Origin of the sequence: Pseudacidovorax sp. 1753 (genome assembly GCF_040544975.1) — a bacterium.
GTDB lineage: Bacteria > Pseudomonadota > Gammaproteobacteria > Burkholderiales > Burkholderiaceae_C > Xenophilus.
This window is the reverse complement of sequence record NZ_JBEPKY010000021.1, coordinates 16485-37700: the sequence shown is the minus strand read 5'-3', so window position 1 is coordinate 37700 and position 21216 is coordinate 16485. Positions and strand designations below refer to the sequence as shown.

The window sequence follows — 21216 nt, the reverse complement described above, 5'->3', positions numbered from 1 at the left end:
CGAGCCGGCGATGCGCCATCCCCCTTCTTTCAACCCTCAGGAGACTCTCCCGTGATCCTCGAAACCGCAGACATCCGCATCCAACCCGGCCGCCAGGCCGACTTCGACGCCGCCATCGTGCGCGGCCTGCAGACCGTCATTGCCAAGGCGAAGGGCTTCCGCGGCTGGCGTGTCGTCAAAGGCATCGAATCGCCCGAGCGCTACCTGCTGCAGATCGAATGGGAGACGCTGGAGAACCACACGGTCGACTTCCGCGAATCGCCGGCCTTCGCCGAATGGCGCGCCATCGTCGGGCCTTTCTTCGCGCATCCACCGGTGGTCGAGCACTTCACGCTGGTCGGCGCTGCCTGAACGGCCGCTACCGTCGGCGTGCGGCGGCCGGGCTGAAAGCCGCCCGCAGGCCGATGCGCTCCCCTAACGCCCCGCGCCGCAGCAGGGCCCCTGCGGGCACTCACCCGCCCAGGTGGCCCAGCGGCAGCGCCGAATTCGCCTTCACCTCGCCCAGCGAGAAGCTGGTGTGCAGGTCCTTCACGTTGGGCAGCGTCATCAGGCTGTTGAGCGCGAAGCGGGAGAAGGCGTCCAGGTCCTGCGCCACCACCTGGAGCTCGAACATGCCGTTGCCGCTGATGTAGTGGCAGGCCACCACCTCGGGCAGGCGGCGGATGGCCTCTTCCAGCACGCGGGTGGCGTCGCTGGTGGCGCGGTCGGTGTCCACCCGCACGAAGGCCAGGACGCCCAAGCCGATCTTGCGGCGGTCCAGCTCGGCGTGGTACCCCTTGATGTAGCCCTGCGCCTCCAGGGCGCGCACCCGGCGCCAGCAGGGGGCGGCCGACAGCCCGACCCGCTGGGCCAGCTCGGCATTGGTGAGCCGGGCGTCGTCCTGCAGCTCGCGCAGGATGGCGAGGTCATATTTGTCAATGCTTTCCAAAGCGGCACCCTTTGCGCAAGATCCTTTCTCGATCATCCATTTTCAGCGCATGGAACGCAAACACCTATCCAGAAGCCGGGCATACACTTTGCGCACATGATGCTTCGGGGGACGTCCACCCGGAGCCAGACCCACCCGCCACGGCCCACAAGGCCCCAGCCGACGGAGAGAGACAACGATGAACGCTCCCTTGCCCGAACACATCCGCAAGGCCCTCGAGACGGTCACGCTCGACGACAAATACAGCCTGGACTACGGCCGCGCCTTCATGAGCGGCGTGCAGGCGCTGGTCAAGCTGCCCATGCTGCAGCGCCTGCGCGACGCGCAGCAGGGCCACAACACCGCCGGCTTCATCAGCGGCTACCGCGGCTCCCCGCTTGGCGGCTACGACCAAGCGCTGTGGAAGGCCAGCAAGTACCTCAAGGCACAGAACATCGTCTTCCAGCCCGGCGTCAACGAAGAGCTGGCGGCCACCGCGCTGTGGGGCACGCAGATGCTGGGCTTCTCGCCGAAGGAGCAGCAGAAGTTCGACGGCGTCTTCGGCATCTGGTACGGCAAGGGGCCGGGCGTGGACCGTTGCTCCGACGTGTTCAAGCACGCCAACATGGCCGGCACCGCGCCGCTGGGCGGCGTGATCGCCATCGCGGGCGACGACCACATCTCCAAGAGCAGCACCGCCGCGCACCAGAGCGACCACATCTTCAAGGCCTGCGGCACGCCGGTGTTCTTCCCGGCCAACGTGCAGGAGATCCTGGACCTGGGCCTGCATGCCTTTGCCATGAGCCGCTTCGCCGGCATCTGGTCGGGCATGAAGACGATCCAGGAGATCGTCGAATCCAGCGCCACCGCCATGATCGACCCGGACCGGGTCGAGATCGTGCTGCCCACCGACTTCGACATGCCGCCCGGCGGCCTGCACATCCGCTGGCCCGACGCGCCGCTGGAGCAGGAGGCGCGCCTCATGCACTACAAGTGGTACGCCGCGCTGGCCTACATCCGCGCCAACCGGCTCAACCACAACGTGATCGAAGGCCCGCACGACCGCTACGGCATCATGGCCAGCGGCAAGGCCTACAACGACACCCGCCAGGCGCTGGCGGACCTGGGCCTGGACGACGCGGCCTGCCGCCAGCTGGGCATCCGGCTGCACAAGGTGGGCGTGGTGTGGCCGCTGGAGGCGCAGCTCACCCGCGACTTCGCCACCGGCCTTCAGGAGATCCTGGTGGTCGAGGAGAAGCGCCAGGTCATCGAATACCAGCTCAAGGAAGAGCTCTACAACTGGCGCCCCGACGTGCGGCCCAACGTGCTGGGCAAGTTCGACGAGCTGGAGGGCGACTTCTCCGGCGGCGAATGGGCCATGCCCAATCCCACGGCCAACACGCTGCTGCGCGCCAATGCCGACCTGAACCCGGCACTGATCGCGCGGGCGCTGGTCAAGCGGCTCAAGAAGACCGGCATCCTGGCCTCGGGCGGCGCCGACATGGTGGCGCGCGTGGAGGCGCAGATGGCGCTGCTGGAGGCCAAGGAGCGTTCGATGCAGGCGATCAACGCCGGCGGCGTGCAGGGCGCGGACCGGGTGCCATGGTTCTGCTCGGGCTGCCCGCACAACACCAGCACGGTGGTGCCCGAAGGCTCTCGCGCCATGGCCGGCATCGGCTGCCACTACATGGCGAACTGGATGGACCGCGCCACCTACGGCTTCACGCAGATGGGCGGCGAGGGCGTGCCCTGGGTGGGCCAGGCACCCTTCACGCACGAGAAGCACCTCTTCGCCAACCTGGGCGACGGCACCTACTTCCACAGCGGGCTGCTGGCCATCCGTCAGAGCATCGCGGCGGGCGTCAACATCACCTACAAGATCCTCTACAACGACGCCGTGGCCATGACCGGCGGCCAGCAGGTGGGCGAACGGCCCGAGGGCCATTCGGTGCTGCAGATCGCCGAGAGCCTGCATGCAGAGGGCGCGACGAAGGTCGTGATCGTCACGGACGAGCCGGCCAAGTACCAGGGCGTGGCCATTCCGGGCAGCTACGCCGGTGAGACGGTGAAGGTGCGCCACCGCGACGAGCTGGACGCGGTGCAGCGCGAGTTCCGTGAGATCGCCGGCACCACGGCCATCATCTACGACCAGACCTGCGCCACCGAGAAGCGCCGCCGCCGCAAGCGCGGCACGATGGTCGATCCGGCCAAGCGCGTGGTCATCAACGACCTGGTGTGCGAAGGCTGCGGCGACTGCAGCGTGCAGAGCAACTGCCTGTCGGTGGAGCCGCTGGAAACCGAGTTCGGCCGCAAGCGCACCATCAACCAGAGCACTTGCAACAAGGACATGAGCTGCCTGAAGGGCTTCTGCCCGAGCTTTGTCACGGTCGAAGGCGGCCAGCTCAAGAAGAAGGCCAAGGGCCAGGCCGGTACGCCGGCCGAGCTGGGTGCCCTGCCCGAGCCCGCGCTGCCGGCGCTGGCGGCCAACCAGGTCTGGGGCATCGTCGTCGCGGGCGTGGGCGGCACGGGCGTCATCACCATCGGCCAGCTGCTGGGCGTCGCAGCACACATCGAGGGCAAGGGCATCGTCACGCAGGACGCCGCCGGCCTGGCCCAGAAGGGCGGCGCCACCTGGAGCCATGTGCTGATCGGGGCGCGGCAGGACGACATCCGCACCACCCGCGTCGGCACCGCCGCCGCCGACCTGGTGCTGGCCTGCGACCCCATCGTCACCGTCAACGGCGAGACCCTGGCCCGCATGCGCGAGGGCCGCACGCACGTGGCCCTCAACACCCACAGCACGCCCACCGCCAGCTTCGTCAAGAACGCGCAGTGGCAGAACCCGCAGGACGCCTGTGCCGTGCAGATCGGCAAGGCCGTGGGCGAGGCCGGCGTGGGCGCCTTCGACGCCGATGCGGCCGCCACGCAGCTGATGGGCGACACGCTCTTCGTCAACCCGATGATGCTGGGCTATGCGTGGCAGAAGGGCTGGATCCCGCTGGCGCACGAATCGCTGATGCGCGCCATCGAGCTCAACAACGTCGCCATCGAGGCCAACAAGGCCGCCTTCGAATGGGGCCGCCAGGCCGCGCACCGGCCGGCCGAGATGGCCCAGCGCCTGAACCCGGGCCAGGTGATCGAGTTCAAGAAGCGCGAGACGCTGGCCTCGCTGGTGGCGCGGCGCGTGGACTTCCTGACCGACTACCAGAATGGCGCCTATGCCGAGGACTACCGCGCCTTCGTCGAACGCGTGCGCGCGGCCGAGGCGCCGCTGGGCAAGACGGCGCTGGCCGAGACGGTGGCCCGCCAGCTCTTCAAGCTGATGGCCTACAAGGACGAGTACGAGGTGGCGCGCCTGCACACGCAGACGGGCTTCCGCGAGCGCATCGACCAGATGTTCGAAGGCGACTACACCGTGCACTACCACCTGGCGCCGCCGGCGATCGCCAAGCGCAACGCCAAGGGCGAGCTGGTCAAGCAACGCTTTGGTCCATGGATGCATCGCGCCTTCGGCGTGCTGGCACGGCTCAAGGGCCTGCGCGGCACCGCTTTAGACCCCTTCGGCCGCACCGAGGAGCGCCGCACCGAACGCGCGCTGATCGGCGAATACCGCGCGGCCATCGAGGAAGTGCTGCAGGGCCTGGACGCCGAACATCATGCGCTGGCGCTGGAGATCGCCGCGCTGCCCGACGGCATCCGCGGCTACGGCCATGTGAAGGAGCGCAACCTGGCTGCCGTGCGCACGCGCTGGCAGTCCCTGATGGCGCGCTGGCGCACGGGCGAGCCGGCCACACGCGCCGCGGCCTGATCAGCGCGCGCGGCCGTCCGCCCCGCGGAATGCCGCGCGCCGCTGTCCGGGGTGCAGGCCGAGGCGCGCGGTGACAGCAGCCTTGGCAGGGCGTGCAATATCCCGCGCCGCGTGCCGGCTTGACGCCGGCCCGTCAAGACCCCCCGCATACAATCCGCCGGTTGTGCGAAGCCCTCCCCTCGTGGGCCTCTTCGCGCACCGGCGGCCCCGCTTCCAGCGATCCGGCCGCCCCGGAACCGCGGGCACCGCCTGCGGTCAGACCCCATCCGCTCTCCTGGAGACCTCCCTTGTTCATTTCCTCCGCTTTCGCCCAGACCGCCCCTGCCGCCGGTGGCGGCGACATGATGTCTTCCCTCACCAGCATGCTGCCGCTGGTGCTGATGTTCGTGGTGCTGTACTTCGTCATGATCCGCCCGCAGATGAAGCGCCAGAAGGAAACGCGCGCCATGCTGGACGCCCTGGCCAAGGGCGACGACGTGGCCACCGCCGGTGGCGTGGTCGGCCGCATCAGCGCCATGGGCGACCAGTTTCTGACGCTGGAAATCTCCAACGGCGTCGAGATCAAGGTGCAGCGCAGCGCCGTGGTCCAGGTGCTCCCCAAGGGCAGCTACAAGTAATTAGGCGCAGAGGCTGCCCCCGGGGCAGCCTCTCTTTTTGAGCGCATCCGCGTCTCGATTCCTTAGGTATCCAGCGATGAACCGCTATCCGGTCTGGAAGTACGCGATCATGGTGATCGTGCTGCTGGTGGGGCTGATCTACACCCTGCCCAATCTCTTCGGCGAAGCGCCGGCCGTGCAGGTCTCGCCCGCCAAGTCCACCGTCAAGGTGGATGCCTCGACGCAGCAGCGCGTGGAAGCGGCGCTCAAGGCCGCCAACCTCGCGCCCGACATGCTGACGCTGGATGCCAACTCCATCCGCGCCCGCTTCGGCACCACCGACGACCAGCTCAAGGCCCGCGACGTGCTGCAGCATGCCCTGGTGCCCGATGCCAATGACGCACCCTACGTGGTGGCGCTGAACCTGGTGTCGCGCTCGCCGACCTGGCTGTCGGCACTGCATGCCTTCCCGATGTACCTGGGCCTGGACCTGCGCGGCGGCGTGCACTTCATGCTGCAGGTGGACATGCAGGGCGCCCTGGACAAGCGCGCCGAGACCTTCGCCAGCGACCTGCGCACCGCGCTGCGCGACAAGAACATCCGCGGCGCCGCCGTCACGCGCAACGGCCAGGCCATCGAGGTGCGCCTGCGCGACGCCGCCGCCCAGCAGGCCACGCAGAACCTGGTCCAGGACCAGTTCACCGACCTCGCGGCCACCGCCAGCCAGGACGGCAACGACTACAAGCTGGCCGTGACCATCAAGCCCGAGGCGGCCCGACGCCTGGAAGACAGCGCCCTCAAGCAGAACATCACCACGCTGCACAACCGGATCAACGAACTGGGCGTGGCCGAGCCGGTGATCCAGCAGCAGGGCCTGGACCGCATCATCGTGCAACTGCCCGGCGTGCAGGACACGGCCAAGGCCAAGGAAATCCTGGGCCGCACCGCCACGCTGGAACTCCGCCTGGTGGACGAAAGCGCCGAAGGCCGCGCCGCCGAACTGGGCACCGGCCCCGTGCCCTTCGGCTCCGAGCGCTTCATGGACCGCGACGGACGTCCGGTGATCGTGAAGAAGCAGGTCGTCATCAGCGGCGAGAACCTGACCGACGCGCAGCCCGGCTTCGATTCGCAGACGCAGCAGCCCAAGGTTGACCTGACCGTTGACGCCAAGGGCGGCCGCATCATGCGCGACGTCAGCCGCGACAACTACCGCAAGCGCCTGGCCATCCTGCTGTTCGAGAAGGGCAAGGGCGAGGTGCTGACGGCGCCGTCGATCAACGGCGAGCTGGGCACGCGCTTCCAGATCTCCGGCTCGATGAACGTGGTCGAGGCCAACGATCTGGCCCTGCTGCTGCGCGCCGGCTCGCTGGCCGCGCCGATGGAGATCATCGAAGAGCGCACCATCGGCCCGAGCCTGGGTGCCGACAACATCGCCATGGGCTTCAAGAGCGTGGCCTACGGCTTCCTGGCGATCATGGTGTTCATGTGCGTGTACTACGCGCTGTTCGGCGTCTTCTCGTCGATCGCGCTGGGCGTGAACCTGCTGCTGCTGGTGGCCATCCTGTCGATGCTGCAGGCCACGCTCACGCTGCCGGGCATCGCGGCCATGGCGCTGGCCATCGGCGTGGCCATCGACTCCAACGTGCTGATCAACGAGCGAGTGCGCGAAGAGCTGCGCAACGGCGCCTCGCCGCAGGCCGCCATCCACGCCGGCTACGACCGCGCCTGGGGCACCATCCTCGACTCCAACGTCACCACGCTGATCGCGGGCCTGGCGCTGCTGGCCTTCGGCTCGGGCCCGGTGCGCGGCTTCGCGGTGGTGCACTGCATCGGCATCGTCACCTCGATGTTCTCGGCCGTGTTCTTCTCGCGCGGGCTGGTCAACCTCTGGTACGGCCGCAAGAAGAAGCTCAAGACCGTGTCCATCGGCACCGTCTGGCGCCCGGGCCAGGCCGAAGAGACCTCCCTGGCCAAGGCCAAGTAAGCCGCGGAACGGAGCACAACGACCATGGAATTCTTCCGCATCCACCGCACCATCCCGTTCATGCGCTATGCGAAGGTGCTGAACGCGATCTCGATCATCACCTTCGTCGCGGCCGTCTTCTTCCTGTTCCATCGCGGGCTGCACCTGTCGGTGGAGTTCACCGGCGGCACGGTGATGGAAGTGAACTACCCGCAGGCGGCCGAGCTCGACAAGGTGCGCAGCGCCGTCAGTGGCCTGGGCTATCAGGACGTGCAGGTGCAGAACTTCGGCAGCTCGCGCGACGTGATGATCCGCCTGCCGGCCCAGAAGGGCGTGAGCTCGCAGGAGCAGAGCAACCGCGTGATGACCGCCCTCAAGACGGTCGACCCGTCGGTGCAGCTGCGCCGCAACGAGTTCGTCGGCCCGCAGGTGGGCGACGAGCTCACCACCAACGGCCTGAAGGCGCTGGGCATGGTGGTGGTGGGCATCATGATCTACCTGGCCTTCCGCTTCGAATGGAAGTTCGCGCTGTCCACCGTGCTGGCCAACCTGCACGACGTGGTGATCATCCTGGGCTTCTTCGCCTTCTTCCAGTGGGAGTTCTCGCTGGCGGTGCTGGCGGCGGTGCTGGCGGTGCTGGGCTACTCGGTGAACGAGTCGGTGGTGATCTTCGACCGGATCCGCGAGAACTTCCGGCGCTATCGCAAGATGGACACGGTCGAGATCATCGACAGCGCCATCACGGGCACCATCAGCCGCACGATCATCACCCACGGCTCCACTCAGCTGGTGGTGCTGTCGATGTTCTTCTTCGGCGGCCCGACGCTGCACTACTTCGCGCTGGCGCTGACCATTGGCATCTGCTTCGGCATCTATTCCTCCTGCTTCGTGGCGGCGTCCATCGCCATGTGGCTGGGGGTGAAGCGCGAGGACCTGATCAAGGGCGGCCCGGCCAAGCGCGACGAGGATCCGAACGATCCCAACGCCGGCGCCACGGTGTAAGCGCGCACCGGCCCCCACGTCCAACCCGGCCCCGGCCGGGTTTCTTCTTTTCTGGACAGGGCATGCCGCATGCGGCGCCGCGCGTATCTGTGCAGCCTGTCGCCTTGTCGACGCTTTTCTGACCCGCGCTTCGGGACTTGGGCGGACCCCGCATACGGTGCAGTGGCGGCCTCCGTTACATTCGAACCAGTTGGAATTAACAACAATTCACTATCTTTCGTTCCGCCTGTCTTGCCCCCTGCGTGAACGCCCTGCCCGCTGCCGGCGCTGATGCGCCCTCCCTGTCGCCATGAGCCCTTCGCTCCCCCGCGAATCTGCCCTGCTGCTCGCGCGCGAGTCGCGCGAGCGCTTCGTGCACGCCATGGAGGCGGCGGTGCTGCGCACCACCCAGGCCGTGCGCGACCGGCTGCTGGCCTTGGCCGGCGAGGTGGGCACGGCCCGCAAGATGCAGGAGAACCGCGATCACCTGCTCGCCTGGGAGGCCGACCACGCGCGCTGGCTGGAGGCGGTGCGCCAGCGCTGGTCGCAGGCCCTGTCTCAGGCTCCGGCCGCGGGCACCTCGACCAGCGGATCGCTGCGGCTGGAGCTGGTGGGCGACGAGGTCGTGGAGAACAGCATCCTGGTCTCGCGACTGGCGATGGCGCTCCAGGACCGCTCACCTTTCGAACTGAATGAACTGAAGCTGCGCATCCAGCATCTGGAGGGCAGCAGCGGGGCCGACTGGGCGAGCGGCGACGTGCTGCGGCCGGAGACGCTGGCCTCCATCCTGGTCGAGGAATGGACATCGACCGGACTGCCGCGCGCCCTGTGGTCGCAGGTGCAGGACGTCCTCGCGGGCCACCTCGGCGATGCCGCCAGCAAGGGCTACGAGGCCCTGAATGCCTTCCTGATCGCGCGCGGGGTGATGCCGGAGATCGAACTGCGCAGCCTGGTGCGACGGGGCGCGGACAGCGCCGCCAGTCCCCTGGGCCCGGCGAGCGGGAGCGCACCGGCCGGCCGCCAGGGGGCCGCGGGCCCCTGGGATCGCACCCGGGCCATGCCCGACGCTGCCCCCTTCGCCGCGAGCCCCGGCGCCATGGCTTCCGCGCGACAGCAGGCCAGCGCCGTGCTCGGGCGGCTGCGGCGCATCATCGGCGGCGTGGTGGCCGGCGGGGGCGAGGGCGGCCCGGCCTCCCTCGGGGGTGGAGGCGCGAGCGGCATCACCACCGCCCCCGGCGGGCACAGCGGCCGCGGGGGCGCTCCCGGCCCGGCCTACGCCTACGGCGCGGGCCCCACGGGCCACACGGACGGCCCGATGCCCATGGGCGTCGAGCGGCGCAGTTGGGCCACCAACACCGGCGCCCAGGCCTTCACCGCCGCCATCGCCGACGTGGAAGCCGCCTATCCCTTCAACGTGGGCGTGTACGTGGACGTGGCCGAGCCCGGCCTCATGCAGCGTGCCGCCAGCGACCTTCGGCGCCAGAGCGGCGAGCTCAAGCGGCGTGCGCCCACGTCGGCCGACAAGGCGACGGTGGAAGTGGTCGCGCTGATGTTCCAGTCCATCCTGGCCGAAGAGCGCATTCCCTTCTCCGTGCGCGTGTGGTTCGCCCGGCTGCAGATGCCCGTGCTGCGGGTGGCGGTGGCCGATGCGGAGTTCTTCGCCTCCCTGCAGCATCCGGCGCGCATGCTGATCGACCGCATGGGCTCGGTCGTGATGGGCTTCGACGCCGCCGCCATCTCCGGCAGCGCGCTGGAGAGCGAAATCCGCCGCGTGGTGCAGGTGATCGAGCAGTACCCGGAAACCGGCCAGCGCGTGTTCAAGCTGGTCTACGACGAGTTCGTGGCCTTCCTCTCCAAGTACCTGACCCAGAACGACGCCACCCAGAAGGTGATGAGCGTCGCGCAGCAGGTGGAGCAGAAGGAGACGCTGGCCATCCAGTACACCATCGAGCTTCGCAAGATGCTCAACGACATGCCGGTGCGCGAGGAGATCCGCGAGTTCCTGTTCAAGGTGTGGGCGGAAGTGCTGGCCATCGGCGCGCTCAAGTACGGCGCACAGGACGAGCAGACGGCGCAGCTGCGCCGGGTGGCCTCGGAGCTGGTCTGGGCGGCCAGCGCCAAGCCGAGCCGCAGCGAGCGCGCCCGCATGATCCAGGCCCTGCCCTCGCTGCTTCAGCGCCTGCGCCAGGGCATGGACCTGATGGGCCTGACCGGGCAGCCGCAGGAGGACCACATCCGCACGCTGGGCCGCACGCTCTCGGACGCCTTCACGGCCAAGACCGAGAGCATTCCCGCCGCGCAGATCGAGAACCTGGCAGGCCGGCTGGCCAATCTGGAGGCGGTGATCGCGGACCAGAGCGCCGAGCCGCTGGCCCTGGACTCGACCCACCTGGAGCTGTTGCTGGGCATCGACGTGTCGTCGATGGAAGTGCTGGCCAACAACGGCGCCGAGGCGCCGCCGGAGGCGCTGGAATGGGCCAACGCGCTGCAGGTGGGCGCCTGGTTCCTCCTCGACCACAACGGACGGCCCAGCCAGGTGCAGTTCGTGTGGCGCAGCAAGCACCGCCAGCTGCACCTGTTCGGCTCGCCCGATGGCCGGCAGTTCCTGATCCAGGCCCAGCGCCTCGCCGCCTACCTGCACGGCGGCCTGCTCGTGCCGGCGGAAGAGGAGACGCTGACCGTCCGCGCCACCCGCGAGGCCCTGGCCAAGATCGACGCCAATCCGGAGCGGCTGCTGAGCTAGGAAAAGGGGCGCCCCCCATGCCGCTTCGCGGCTCCCCCCTCTCTTGCGCCTTCGGCTTGGAGGGGGGCGCACCCGGCGGCCTGGCGGAGCCAGTTCCGCGGGTGCTCTGGCATGGCCTGCTCCGCGGCCGCTCGAGCCCTCCCAGCTTGAGCGATAGGCGAAACCAGAATCCAGAATCGCGGCCCTTCCAACGCGGCATGCGCCGTGTTTGCCCGACAGGCGCAGAAGAAGCGCCGACGAAACGCCCCCAGCCAGCTGCCAACCGGGCGTGCTCAGCCCACTTCGATGCGCTGGAACAGGCCGCCGGGCAGTCGGCCGACGCGGCCGTCCAGTTCCAGCTCCAGAAGCCGGGCCTGCAGGACCGGCGTGGCCAGGCCGGTGCGGGCGCAGAGCGCGTCCAGGGTGGCCGGCGCATGGCCGAGGTGCTTCAGCAGTCCGTCGCCGTCCTCCGGCCCGGGCGTGGCCGCTTCGTCCACCTCGCTCGCGCCTTCGCGCTCGAAGAGCGAGGCAGTGCCTGGGACGGATGCCGCGGCGGGCCGGCGCAGTTCCTCCAGCACGTCTGCCGCGGTTTCCACCAGCTTGGCGCCCTGGCGGATCAAGGCATGGCAGCCCCGCGACTGCGGCGAGTGGATGGAGCCGGGAATGGCGAACACCTCCTTGCCCTGCTCGACCGCGCAGCGCGCCGTGATCAGCGAGCCGGAGGCCAATGCCGCCTCCACCACGAGCGTGCCCTGCGACAGCCCGGAGATCAGCCGGTTGCGGCGAGGGAAGTTGGCCGTGAGCGGTGGCGTGCCCAGCGGCTGTTCGCTCAGGATCACGCCCCGGGCCGCGATGCGGTGGGCGAGCGACCGGTGGCGCGCCGGGTAGACGCGGTCCAACCCCGTGCCCACCACCGCGATGGTGCTCAGCCGGCCATCCGCCGCCGTGGCGGCTTCCAGCGCGCCCTCGTGCGCCGACCCGTCCACGCCCAGCGCGAGACCCGAAACGATGGGCAAGCCGGCCTCGGCCAGCGCGCGGGCGAAGAGGCGTGCATCGACGGCGCCCTGCGGTGTGGGATTGCGGCTGCCCACGATGGCCAGGCCGTCGCCGGGCAGGGGCGCATCCACCAGCCCGGCCGGGCCGAGCAGGTAGAGGATCAGCGGCGGATCGGCGATCTCCAGCAGCCCCGGCGGATAGGCGGCATCGCCCAGGGCGACGATGCGGTGCACGGCGCCCTCGGGGCCGGTCGCATCCAACCATTCGCGCGTGCGGTGGAGCATGGCCGCGAAGCCCTCCTGCTCGTCGAGCAGCGCCCGGGCCTGGGCCGGGCTGCACAGCGCCTCCAGGGCGGCGGCCGGTTGCGCGAACACCGCGTCCGGCCATCCATCCGAAGGCCGTGAGCAGCCTTCTTGCGGTACCGGCCCCTACACCGGGGGCCAGGGCCAGCCGCAGCCAGCCCCGCAGATCCTCCCTCTCCACCCCGCGCCCTTGTTGTTCAGGGATTGGTGAGGCGGTCGCCCGCGCGGGGCGTGTCGGTGATCTCGAGCACCAGGGCGTACGAGACGCGCTCGAAGGGACGGAACACCATCAGCAGGCCGATGCGTTCGTCGGGCAGCTTGAGCGTCTCCTTGTCGCCGCCGGTGCGGTCGACGATGGTCTGGCCGTTCTTGAGGATGGCCAGCACGTTGCCGCTCTCGATGCCGTCGCGCAGCCCCTTGTTGATGGCCACGACCTGATTCTGGCCGGCGTACTGCACGCCATTGCCGTAGATCGAGATGATGCGGCCGCCTTCCACCGGCTGGGCCGGCGCGCGGGGCACGTAGCTGATCAGCTGCTCGGGCGGCTCGGGCAACAGGCGGTCGCCGGCACGCATCTCCTCGCGGGCGGCGATCACGTCGACCGAGGCCGGCACCGCGACGCCCGGCGCCGAGTCGGTGGCCGGCGTCTGCGACTCGCCGCGCACGAGGCGCACGCGGCCCACGTATTGCGCCTCGTAGCCGAGGATCTCGCCCGTGCCCGGATCCTTGAGCGGCGTGGCATTGCGGAAGACGCGGTACTGCGGCAGCGGCCCTGCCGGCTCGACCAGCGGCGCCCCGGGTTGGCCGCGGACATAGGCGCGGTCGCCGCGCGACAGCAGCACCCGCTCGTCGTTGCCGGCCACGATCCGCGGGGCGGCGGCCAGCGTGCCCTCCTCGACCACCAGCGGCTCGGTCAGGAAGGCGTCGATGCGGCTGGGATCGAGGGTGGGCAGTGCGAGGTTGGCCGCCGAGTCGTAGCGCGTGCGCGGCGACAGCTTGACCGTGTCGCCGCTGCCGCCCAGGCCGCGACGCAGACTCAAGCGGGCGCGGCCCCCGGTCTTGTCGAGGTAGAGCACCTGGCCGGGATAGATGCGGTGCGGGTTGGCGATCTCGCCGAGGTTCATGCCCCACAGCTCGGGCCATCGCCAGGGCTTGAGCAGGTACATCTTCGAGATGGCCCAGAGCGTGTCGCCACGCTTGACGGTGTATTCGTCGGGCGCGTTGGGCGCCAGTTCGGACAGGGGCACGCCCTGCTGGGCCGTCTGCTGCGCGACGGCCCGCTGAGCCGGCGTCACCGGGTAGTTCTGCGCGTGGGCGGCGAAATGACCGAGCAGGGCCGCGGCGGCAAGGTGGATGGCAGGCAGTCGAAGGTGGTACATGGTCGGCGCGCCATCCTGCCACGGCGCGGGCGGGAGTAGCGAATACTCACAATTTGCAACGATTTTGCGCGCAAGCCCTGCCGGCAGCAACGTCATCCGGGCGCAGCGGCGTCGGGCGGGGGTCGAAATGGCGAAAATAGCCACAACTTTCCGTAAGAGACATGGCCCTGCGAACCATCCTGAGCTATCCCGACCCGCGCCTGCACACCGTGGCCAAGCCCGTGCAGGCCGTCGACGCGCGCATCCGCACCCTGGTGGCCGACATGCTCGAGACCATGTACGAGGCCAGCGGCATCGGCCTGGCCGCCACGCAGATCGACGTGCACGAGCGCCTGGTGGTGATCGACGTGTCCGAGGAGCGCAACGAGCCGCTGGTGCTGATCAATCCCGAGATCGTCTGGGCCAGCGACGAGAAGGTCATGAACGAAGAGGGCTGTCTGTCGGTGCCGGGCATCTACGACGGCGTGGAGCGTTCCACCGCCGTGCGCGTGCAAGCGCTCGACGCCGACGGCAACCCGCAGACCATCGAGGCGGAGGGCCTGCTGGCGATCTGCATCCAGCACGAGCTCGACCATCTGCTGGGCAAGGTGTTCGTCGAATACCTGTCGCCGCTCAAGCGAAACCGCATCAAGACCAAGCTGCTGAAGGCCCAGCGCGACGTGCAACGCGAGGGCGGGCGGCGCAGCGCATGAGCACCGGCCGTCGCCTCGCCCTCGGGTGCGCACTGGCCGCCGCCGCCTGGCTGGTGGGCTGCGCCAGCGAACCGCAATGGGTGCCACCGGGCACCTCCCGCGGCGAGGTGCTGCAGCGACTCGGCGCGCCCACCGCCACCTATGCGCTGCCCGCGGGCGAACGCCTGCAGTATTCCCGGCAGCCCGCGGGCTTCGAGGTCAACAACGTCGACCTGGACGCCGGTGGCCGCGTCGTGGCCGTGACGCAGGCGCTCGACGAAGGCCGTTTCGGCCAGATCCTCGTCGACCAGTGGCGGGTGGCCGACGTGCTGCGCGCCTTCGGCCGGCCGGAGGAGATCTCGCGCGTATGGTCGTTCCAGGGCGACGTATGGCAGTGGCGCTACCGCCAGCTGAACACACCGCGCCTGCTCTACATCTACATCGACCCCCAGGGCGTGGTGCGCCGCTACCACACGGGCGACGACCTGCGCTTCGTGCCGCCCAACCGTCCTTGAAAGCATTTCCCCACCGATGAGGATCGTCTTCGCGGGCACGCCCGAATTCGCCCGCGTGGCGCTCGAAGCCCTGGATGCCGCCGGCATGGAGATCGCCCTGGTCCTGACTCAGCCCGACCGCCCCGCCGGCCGCGGCATGAAGCTGCAGGCCTCGCCGGTCAAGGCGCATGCCCTGACCCGGGGATGGCCGGTGGCCCAGCCACGCAGCCTGCGCCTGGATGGCAAGTACCCCGAGGACGCCGCCCAGGCGCGCGAGCAGCTGGCGGCCGCCCGGGCCGATGCCATGGTCGTGGCCGCCTACGGCCTGATCCTGCCGCAGTGGGTGCTGGACCTGATGGCCGGCCAGGGCGAAGGGGCGCCGGCCGGCACCCAGGCCTTGGGCTGCCTCAATATCCACGCCAGCCTGCTGCCCCGCTGGCGCGGCGCGGCCCCGATCCACCGCGCCATCGAGGCCGGCGATGCCGAAACGGGCGTGACCATCATGCAGATGGACGCCGGCCTGGACACGGGCGACATGCTGCTGGCCGAATCCCTCGCCATCGGCGCCCAGGAAAGCACCGGCCAGTTGCACGACCGGCTGGCCGCGATGGGCGGTCGGCTGATCGTGCAGGCGCTGCGCCAGGCGGAGACCGGGCCGCTGCCGCGCACGCCCCAGCCGGCCGAGGGTGTGACCTACGCCCACAAGATCGAGAAGGCCGAGGCCCGCATCGACTGGACGCAGGACGCCGCCACCCTGGCCCGCCGGGTGCGCGCCTTCGATCCCTTCCCGGGGGCCGTGGCCGAGCTGGACGGCCAGCCGCTGAAGATCTGGGCGGCACGTGCACAACCCGCGGCTGGCGCCACCGGCCCGGTGCCGGGTACCGTGCTGCGCGCCGATGCCGACGGTGTCGTCATCGCGGCCGGCGGCGGCAGCCTGCTGGTGGCCACGCAATTGCAGCGGGCCGGCGGCAAGCGCCTGGCGGCGGCCGACTTCCTGCGCGGGGCGCCCCTGGCCGCCGGCACGGTGCTGGCCTGATGTTCTGGTCGTCCGCCCTCCGCCGGCGGCTGGCTTTCCGCGAGGGCGCCCGGCTGATGACGCCGGTGGCGCTGGGCATTGGCGCCTGGGGCCTGATGACCGGCGTGGCCATGGTGAAGGCCGGCCTGTCGCCGCTGGAAGCAGTGCTCATGACACTGCTGGTCTATGCCGGCAGTGCCCAGCTGGCCGCCGTGCCGCTGCTGGTCGCGGGTGCACCCGCCTGGGTGATCCTGGCCACCGCCTTCTGCGTGAACCTGCGCTTCGTCGTCTTCAGCCTGCACCTGCGCCATTACCTGATGCACATGCCGCGCTGGCGTCGCCTGGTGCACGGCTACCTGACGGGCGACCTGAGCTATGCCGTCTTCACCCGCCGTTATCCGCAGCCACCCACGACCCAGGCCGAGCGCGACGACCAGGAGGCGTACCTCGTGGGCGGCTACACCGTCAACTGGAGCTGCTGGATCCTGCTGAGCCTCGCCGGCGTCGCGCTTGCTGAACTGATTCCCCGGCGCTGGGGCCTGGGCTTCGCCGGCGTGCTGGCGCTGGTGGGCATCCTGGCGTCGATGGTCACCACCCGTCTGCAGGTGCTGGCGCTGCTCATCGCCAGCGCCACCGCGGTGGCGGCCTACGCCCTGCCCCTGCGGCTGAACATCGTGGTGTCCATCGGCCTGGCGGTGCTGGCCTGCTTCTGGCTCGAACAGCAGTTGGGCCGCCTGGCCCGCGGCCGCACCGGAGAGGCGGGCTGATGCAGACCGATCCGTGGACCGTCGCCATCATTCTGGGCCTGGCCGTGGTGACCGTGGTTACGCGCTGCTTCTTCTTCATCAGCGAGCGCAGCCTGCCGCTGCCGGCCTGGGTGCACCGGGCCCTGCGCTACGCACCGGTGGCCGCGCTGGCCGCCGTGGTGGCGCCCGAGGTGGTGATGAGCGGCGGGCACCTGGTCCCCTCCTGGCAGGATGCGCGCCTTTTCGCCGCCGCCGTGGGCGCGGCGCTGTACTTCTGGCGGCGCAGCACCCTCATCACGATGGCCGGCGGCATGGCGGTGTACCTGCCCCTGCACCTGGGATTGGGCTGGTAGCGGCAAAGCCGCTCCCTACAATGGCCTGTTGCCCGTCCCGCACGCGGACGGCGCCGAGACAACTTCCTCCCAAGCCGCAACCATGAACGTCATCCGCTTCTCCGATCTGTGTGCACAAGGCAAGGCCCAGGGCCGCCGGGTCTTCATCCGCGCCGACCTGAACGTTCCGCAGGACGACGATGGCCGCATTACCGAAGACACGCGCATCCGCGCCTCGGTGCCCTGCATCCAGATGGCGCTGGACGCCGGCGCGGCGGTGATGGTCACCTCCCACCTGGGCCGCCCGACCGAGGGCGCCTTCAAGCCCGAGGATTCTTTGGCCCCTGTCGCCCAGCGCCTGGGCGAGCTGCTGGGCCGCGACGTGCGCCTGGTGGCCGACTGGACCGACGGCGTGCAGGTCGCGCCGGGCGAAGTCGTGCTGCTGGAGAACTGCCGCCTGAACAAGGGCGAGAAGAAGAACGACGAGGCGCTGGCCCGCAAGATGGCCGCCCTGACCGACATCTATGTCAACGACGCCTTCGGCACCGCCCACCGCGCCGAGGCCACCACCTACGGCATCGCCCAGTTCGCGCCCGTGGCCTGCGCCGGCCCGCTGCTGGCGGCCGAGATCGACGCCATCACCAAGGCCCTGGCCGCGCCCAAGCGGCCGCTGGTGGCCATCGTGGCCGGCTCCAAGGTGAGCACCAAGCTGACCATCCTCAAGAGCCTGTCCGCCAACGTGGACCAGCTGATCGTGGGCGGTGGCATCGCCAACACCTTCATGCTGGCCGCCGGCCTGCCCATCGGCAAGTCGCTGGCCGAGGCCGATCTGGTCGACGAGGCCAAGGCCGTGATCGAGGCCATGCGCGCCCGCGGCGCCGCCGTGCCGATCCCGGTGGACGTGGTGACGGCCAAGAGCTTCTCGGCCGACGCGCCCGCCACCGTCAAGCCCGCCACCGAGGTGGCCGAGGACGACCTGATCCTCGACATCGGCCCGCAGACCGCCGAGCAGCTCGCCGCCCAGTTGCGCGAGGCCGGCACCATCGTCTGGAACGGCCCGGTCGGCGTGTTCGAGTTCGACGCCTTCGCCAAGGGCACCGAGGCCATCGCCCGCGCCATCGCGGCGAGCAGCGCCTTCTCCATCGCCGGCGGCGGCGACACGCTGGCGGCCATCGCCAAGTACGGCATCGAGAAGGACGTGGGCTACATCTCCACCGGCGGCGGCGCCTTCCTGGAAGTGCTGGAAGGCAAGAAGCTGCCGGCTTTCGAGATCCTGGAAAAGCGCGCAGCGGGCTGAGCGTCCGGAGGCGGCGCGGCGGCGCCTGGGTACCGCCACCGCCTCACCTGCCAGCCAAGCTGTCCGCCCAACAAAAAACCCGGTCCGCATTGCTGCGGCACCGGGTTTTTTGTTTTGTCGCCGCACGCGGCGGCAGGCCGCTGCGGGGGATCAGGTCGTCACGTCAGGCCGGACGGGCGACGGCTTCGGCCGCCTGCGGCGGCACCAACGAGCGCAGCTCGCTCGTGGCGCGGCCCTTGAAGTCGGTCCAGCACTGGCGCGTGAAGTCATACAGCTTGCAGGCGCGGGCGGTGTCGAAGTACCACTTCCACGAGAAGCGCTGGATGATGATGCGGCCGGGCAGCATCTGCTCGAGCACCTTCTGCGTTTCCTTGAGCTTGTACAGCGGGATGCTCATGTCCACGTGGTGGGCGGTGTGCTCCATGATGTGGTGCATCAGCGCGCCGATCCGGAACGGAAAGGTCAGGTGGACGGTGGTGGAGACGAAGGGCTGGGCGCGCTGCCAGGCGGCCTTCTCGTTGTGCCACTGCACCTTGACGTGGGTGTGGTGGCCATAGATGACGAAGCCCATCATGTTGAACCAGAACACCATCGGCACCACGAAGCCCAGCAGCACCAGCAGCCAGGCCGACTGGCCGCTGGCGAAGGCGGCGCCGACCAGGGCGGCGATCCACACCAGCGCGAAGCCGCTGACCAGCAGGCAGTCGCGGGTGAAGACCGGGCGGTAGGTATTGCCCATGATCTTCTTGCTGGGGAACATCATCTTGGCCCACCAGATCTCGACGGCGTAGTACAGGCCCGGACCCCAGCCGCTGCGGTAGATGCGCTCGGCCACGCGCCGCATCGGCGACATGGCGCGGTACTCATCCTGCGTCATGGGCGCCCAGACGAAATCCACGCCCTTGAGGTTGGTGAAGCCATGGTGCACCACGTTGTGACCCATGTCCCAGAGGCTGTAGGCCGTGAGCGAGGGCAGGAAGGCGATGCGGCCCAGCCACTTGTTGAGGCGGCGGTTCTCGGTCAGGCTCTGGTGGCAGCCGTCGTGCCCAATGATGAACAGGCGGCCGATGACGAAGCCGGCAGCCAGGGCGGCCAGCAGCTTGAGCCAGACGGAATCGACCAGCACCACGGCGGCCATCAGGCCGAAGAAGAGGAGGTAGTCGAGCGTGAGGAGCGCGAAGGCGCGCCAAGTGCTGCGCTGCGCCAGGGGCGTCAGCCAGCTGCGGATGATCTTGCGGTGCGGCAGCGGCGCGCTGGGCTCAAGCGGCTCGGGCAGCGAGAGTTCGGGTCTGTAAGCCATTGAAAAATAGGCGGTTTTCGAATCTGGACAACCGTCGACGATAACCGATGCGGCTTTCCCGAGGATGACGGCCGTCAAATCGGCCCCGCATGTCATGCCGATAAGCCCTATTCCTTGACGGCATGGGAGCAGCGCCAGGCACCTCCGGGCCTTTGGGTGAGAATTCTTCGCCGCCCGGGCTTTTCGGGCGGCGCGACCTGGAGACTCCCGCACATGGCCCCCCGCATTCCCCGCCACGCCACCAAGATCGTCGCCACGCTCGGCCCGGCGTCCAGCACGCCGGCATTGATCGAGCAGATGATCGTCCACAAGGTCAGCGTGGTGCGCCTGAACTTCAGCCACGGCCAGGCCCAGGACCACATCGACCGCGCCGCCATGGTGCGCGAGGCCGCCCGCCGCGCCGGCCGCGAGGTGGCCATCATGGCCGACCTGCAGGGCCCCAAGATCCGCGTGGGCAAGTTCGCCGAGGGCAAGGTCTGGCTGGAGCCCGGTGCCTCCTTCGTGCTGGACGCCGCCCGCCTGGAGCCGGGCGACGTCCAGGCCGTGGGCCTGGATTACAAGGACCTGCCGCGCGACGTGAAGGCCGGCGACCGGCTGCTGCTCAACGACGGCCTGATCGTGCTGCGGGTCGACGGCGTGCGCGGCGATGCGGTGCACACCACCGTGCTGGTGGGCGGCGAGCTCTCCAACAACAAGGGCATCAACAAGGAAGGCGGCGGCCTCACGGCCCCGGCGCTCACGGCCAAGGACATGGAGGACATCAAGACCGCCATGAGCTTCCAGGCCGATTACGTGGCGGTAAGCTTTCCCAAGAACGCCACCGACATGGAGATGGCCCGCCAGCTCTGCAACGTGGCCGGCGCCGAATGGGGCCACAAGCCGGGGCTGATCGCCAAGATCGAGCGCGCCGAAGCCATTCCGCGCCTGGAGGAGATCCTGCGGGCCAGCGACGGCATCATGGTCGCCCGCGGCGACCTGGCGGTCGAGGTGGGCAATGCGGCCGTGCCGGCCCTGCAGAAGAAGATGATCCGCATGGCGCGCGAGATGGACCGCGTGGTCATCACCGCCACGCAGATGATGGAATCGATGATCGCCAACCCCGTGCCCACCCGCGCCGAGGTGAGCGACGTGGCCAACGCCGTGCTGGACGGCACCGACGCCGTGATGCTCTCGGCCGAGACGGCCTCCGGCCGCTACCCGTTGGAGACCGTCAAGGAGATGAGCCGCATCTGCGAGGCGGCCGAGCAGGCCGAGGACACCTCGCGCGACCTGGACTTCAGCGGCCAGCACTACACCCGCATCGACCAGTCCATCGCCATGGGCGCGCTGTTCACGGCGCACCACCTGGGCGCCAAGGCCATCGTGGCGCTGACCGAATCGGGTTCCACCGCGCTGTGGATGAGCCGCCATGCGGCGCACATCCCGGTCTATGCCCTGACCGCGCGGCTGACGACGCAGCGGCGCATGGCGCTCTACCGCAACGTGCGCCCGCTGCTGACGGAGACACAGAACGACCGCGATGCCGCCCTCCACCAGGCGGAGGAACACCTCAAGAAGCGCGGCATCGTCCAGAGCGGCGATGTGTACGCCATCACTTGCGGCGAGCCGATGGGGGCGCCCGGCGGCACCAACATGCTGAGGATCTGCACGGCGTCCTGAACGCCGGCCAGCCGGGCCGCCCCGCCGGCCGCGTAGGACAGCGGCGCG

The 21216-nt window shown here is 69.5% G+C and carries 16 protein-coding genes and 1 pseudogene; 13 read left to right on the top strand and 4 right to left on the bottom strand.

Annotation, left to right across the window (positions count from 1 at the left end):
• Positions 1-51 precede the first annotated feature (51 nt).
• Positions 52-351: an antibiotic biosynthesis monooxygenase family protein gene (locus ABIC63_RS23285; RefSeq protein ID WP_294376602.1), complete on the top strand. Its 300-nt coding sequence runs from the start codon at positions 52-54 to the stop codon at positions 349-351.
• 100 nt (positions 352-451) lie between these two features.
• On the opposite strand, the gene ABIC63_RS23280 is transcribed toward ABIC63_RS23285, so the two are convergent.
• Positions 452-928, bottom strand: coding sequence for an Lrp/AsnC family transcriptional regulator (locus ABIC63_RS23280; RefSeq protein WP_294376605.1), 477 nt, complete (start codon positions 926-928; stop codon positions 452-454).
• 178 nt (positions 929-1106) lie between these two features.
• Between ABIC63_RS23280 and ABIC63_RS23275 the strand changes: the two genes are divergently transcribed.
• The 5 genes from ABIC63_RS23275 to ABIC63_RS23255 all read left to right on the top strand — a co-directional run bounded on the left by ABIC63_RS23275 (position 1107) and on the right by ABIC63_RS23255 (position 10998).
• Positions 1107-4715, top strand: a complete 3609-nt coding sequence (locus ABIC63_RS23275) for an indolepyruvate ferredoxin oxidoreductase family protein (protein ID WP_354321539.1) — start codon at positions 1107-1109, stop codon at positions 4713-4715.
• Between the two features lie 287 nt (positions 4716-5002).
• Positions 5003-5332 (top strand): preprotein translocase subunit YajC, encoded by a 330-nt coding sequence (gene yajC, locus ABIC63_RS23270; RefSeq protein ID WP_234193418.1) that lies wholly within the window; start codon positions 5003-5005, stop codon positions 5330-5332.
• 76 nt (positions 5333-5408) lie between these two features.
• Positions 5409-7295: a protein translocase subunit SecD gene (gene secD / locus ABIC63_RS23265; protein WP_354321538.1), complete on the top strand. Its 1887-nt coding sequence runs from the start codon at positions 5409-5411 to the stop codon at positions 7293-7295.
• A gap of 24 nt (positions 7296-7319) precedes the next feature.
• Positions 7320-8276, top strand: a complete 957-nt coding sequence (secF, locus tag ABIC63_RS23260) for a protein translocase subunit SecF (protein WP_294376616.1) — start codon at positions 7320-7322, stop codon at positions 8274-8276.
• A gap of 289 nt (positions 8277-8565) precedes the next feature.
• Complete coding sequence (locus tag ABIC63_RS23255) at positions 8566-10998, top strand: DUF1631 family protein (protein ID WP_354321537.1); 2433 nt, start codon at positions 8566-8568, stop codon at positions 10996-10998.
• A gap of 272 nt (positions 10999-11270) precedes the next feature.
• Here ABIC63_RS23255 and dprA read toward each other — a convergent pair.
• Positions 11271-12456 (bottom strand): annotated as a pseudogene (gene dprA, locus ABIC63_RS23250) (DNA-processing protein DprA).
• Between the two features lie 16 nt (positions 12457-12472).
• A complete protein-coding gene (locus tag ABIC63_RS23245) occupies positions 12473-13654 on the bottom strand; it encodes a LysM peptidoglycan-binding domain-containing protein (RefSeq protein WP_354321536.1) in 1182 nt (393 codons plus the stop codon).
• Positions 13655-13815: 161 nt separating this feature from the next.
• On the opposite strand from ABIC63_RS23245, the gene def reads away from it, so the two are divergent.
• The 6 genes from def (at position 13816) to ABIC63_RS23215 (ending at position 18209) form a co-directional block, all read left to right on the top strand.
• Positions 13816-14346 carry a peptide deformylase gene (gene def, locus ABIC63_RS23240; protein WP_294376627.1) on the top strand — a complete coding sequence of 177 codons (531 nt, stop codon included), beginning with the start codon at positions 13816-13818 and terminating at the stop codon, positions 14344-14346.
• On the top strand, positions 14343-14840 hold the full coding sequence (locus ABIC63_RS23235) for a hypothetical protein (RefSeq protein ID WP_354321535.1): 498 nt from the start codon (positions 14343-14345) through the stop codon (positions 14838-14840). Before def ends, ABIC63_RS23235 begins: the two co-directional genes overlap by 4 nt.
• 16 nt (positions 14841-14856) lie before the next feature.
• A complete protein-coding gene (fmt, locus tag ABIC63_RS23230; protein WP_354321534.1) occupies positions 14857-15855 on the top strand; it encodes a methionyl-tRNA formyltransferase in 999 nt (332 codons plus the stop codon).
• Complete coding sequence (locus ABIC63_RS23225) at positions 15855-16601, top strand: AzlC family ABC transporter permease (protein WP_354321533.1); 747 nt, start codon at positions 15855-15857, stop codon at positions 16599-16601. Before fmt ends, ABIC63_RS23225 begins: the two co-directional genes overlap by 1 nt.
• A complete protein-coding gene (locus tag ABIC63_RS23220; protein WP_354321581.1) occupies positions 16598-16933 on the top strand; it encodes an AzlD domain-containing protein in 336 nt (111 codons plus the stop codon). The genes ABIC63_RS23225 and ABIC63_RS23220 overlap by 4 nt, the downstream gene beginning before the upstream one ends.
• Before the next feature lie 82 nt (positions 16934-17015).
• Positions 17016-18209, top strand: coding sequence for a phosphoglycerate kinase (locus ABIC63_RS23215; protein ID WP_354321532.1), 1194 nt, complete (start codon positions 17016-17018; stop codon positions 18207-18209).
• Between the two features lie 163 nt (positions 18210-18372).
• Here the strand turns inward: ABIC63_RS23215 and ABIC63_RS23210 are convergent, their stop codons facing one another.
• The gene (locus ABIC63_RS23210) at positions 18373-19509 is read right to left on the bottom strand and encodes a fatty acid desaturase (protein WP_294376644.1); all 1137 of its coding nucleotides are present in this window, start codon (positions 19507-19509) and stop codon (positions 18373-18375) included.
• A gap of 213 nt (positions 19510-19722) precedes the next feature.
• Here ABIC63_RS23210 and pyk point away from each other — a divergent pair, with 213 nt between their 5' ends.
• Positions 19723-21168 (top strand): pyruvate kinase, encoded by a 1446-nt coding sequence (gene pyk / locus ABIC63_RS23205; protein ID WP_294376647.1) that lies wholly within the window; start codon positions 19723-19725, stop codon positions 21166-21168.
• Positions 21169-21216: the final 48 nt, after the last annotated feature.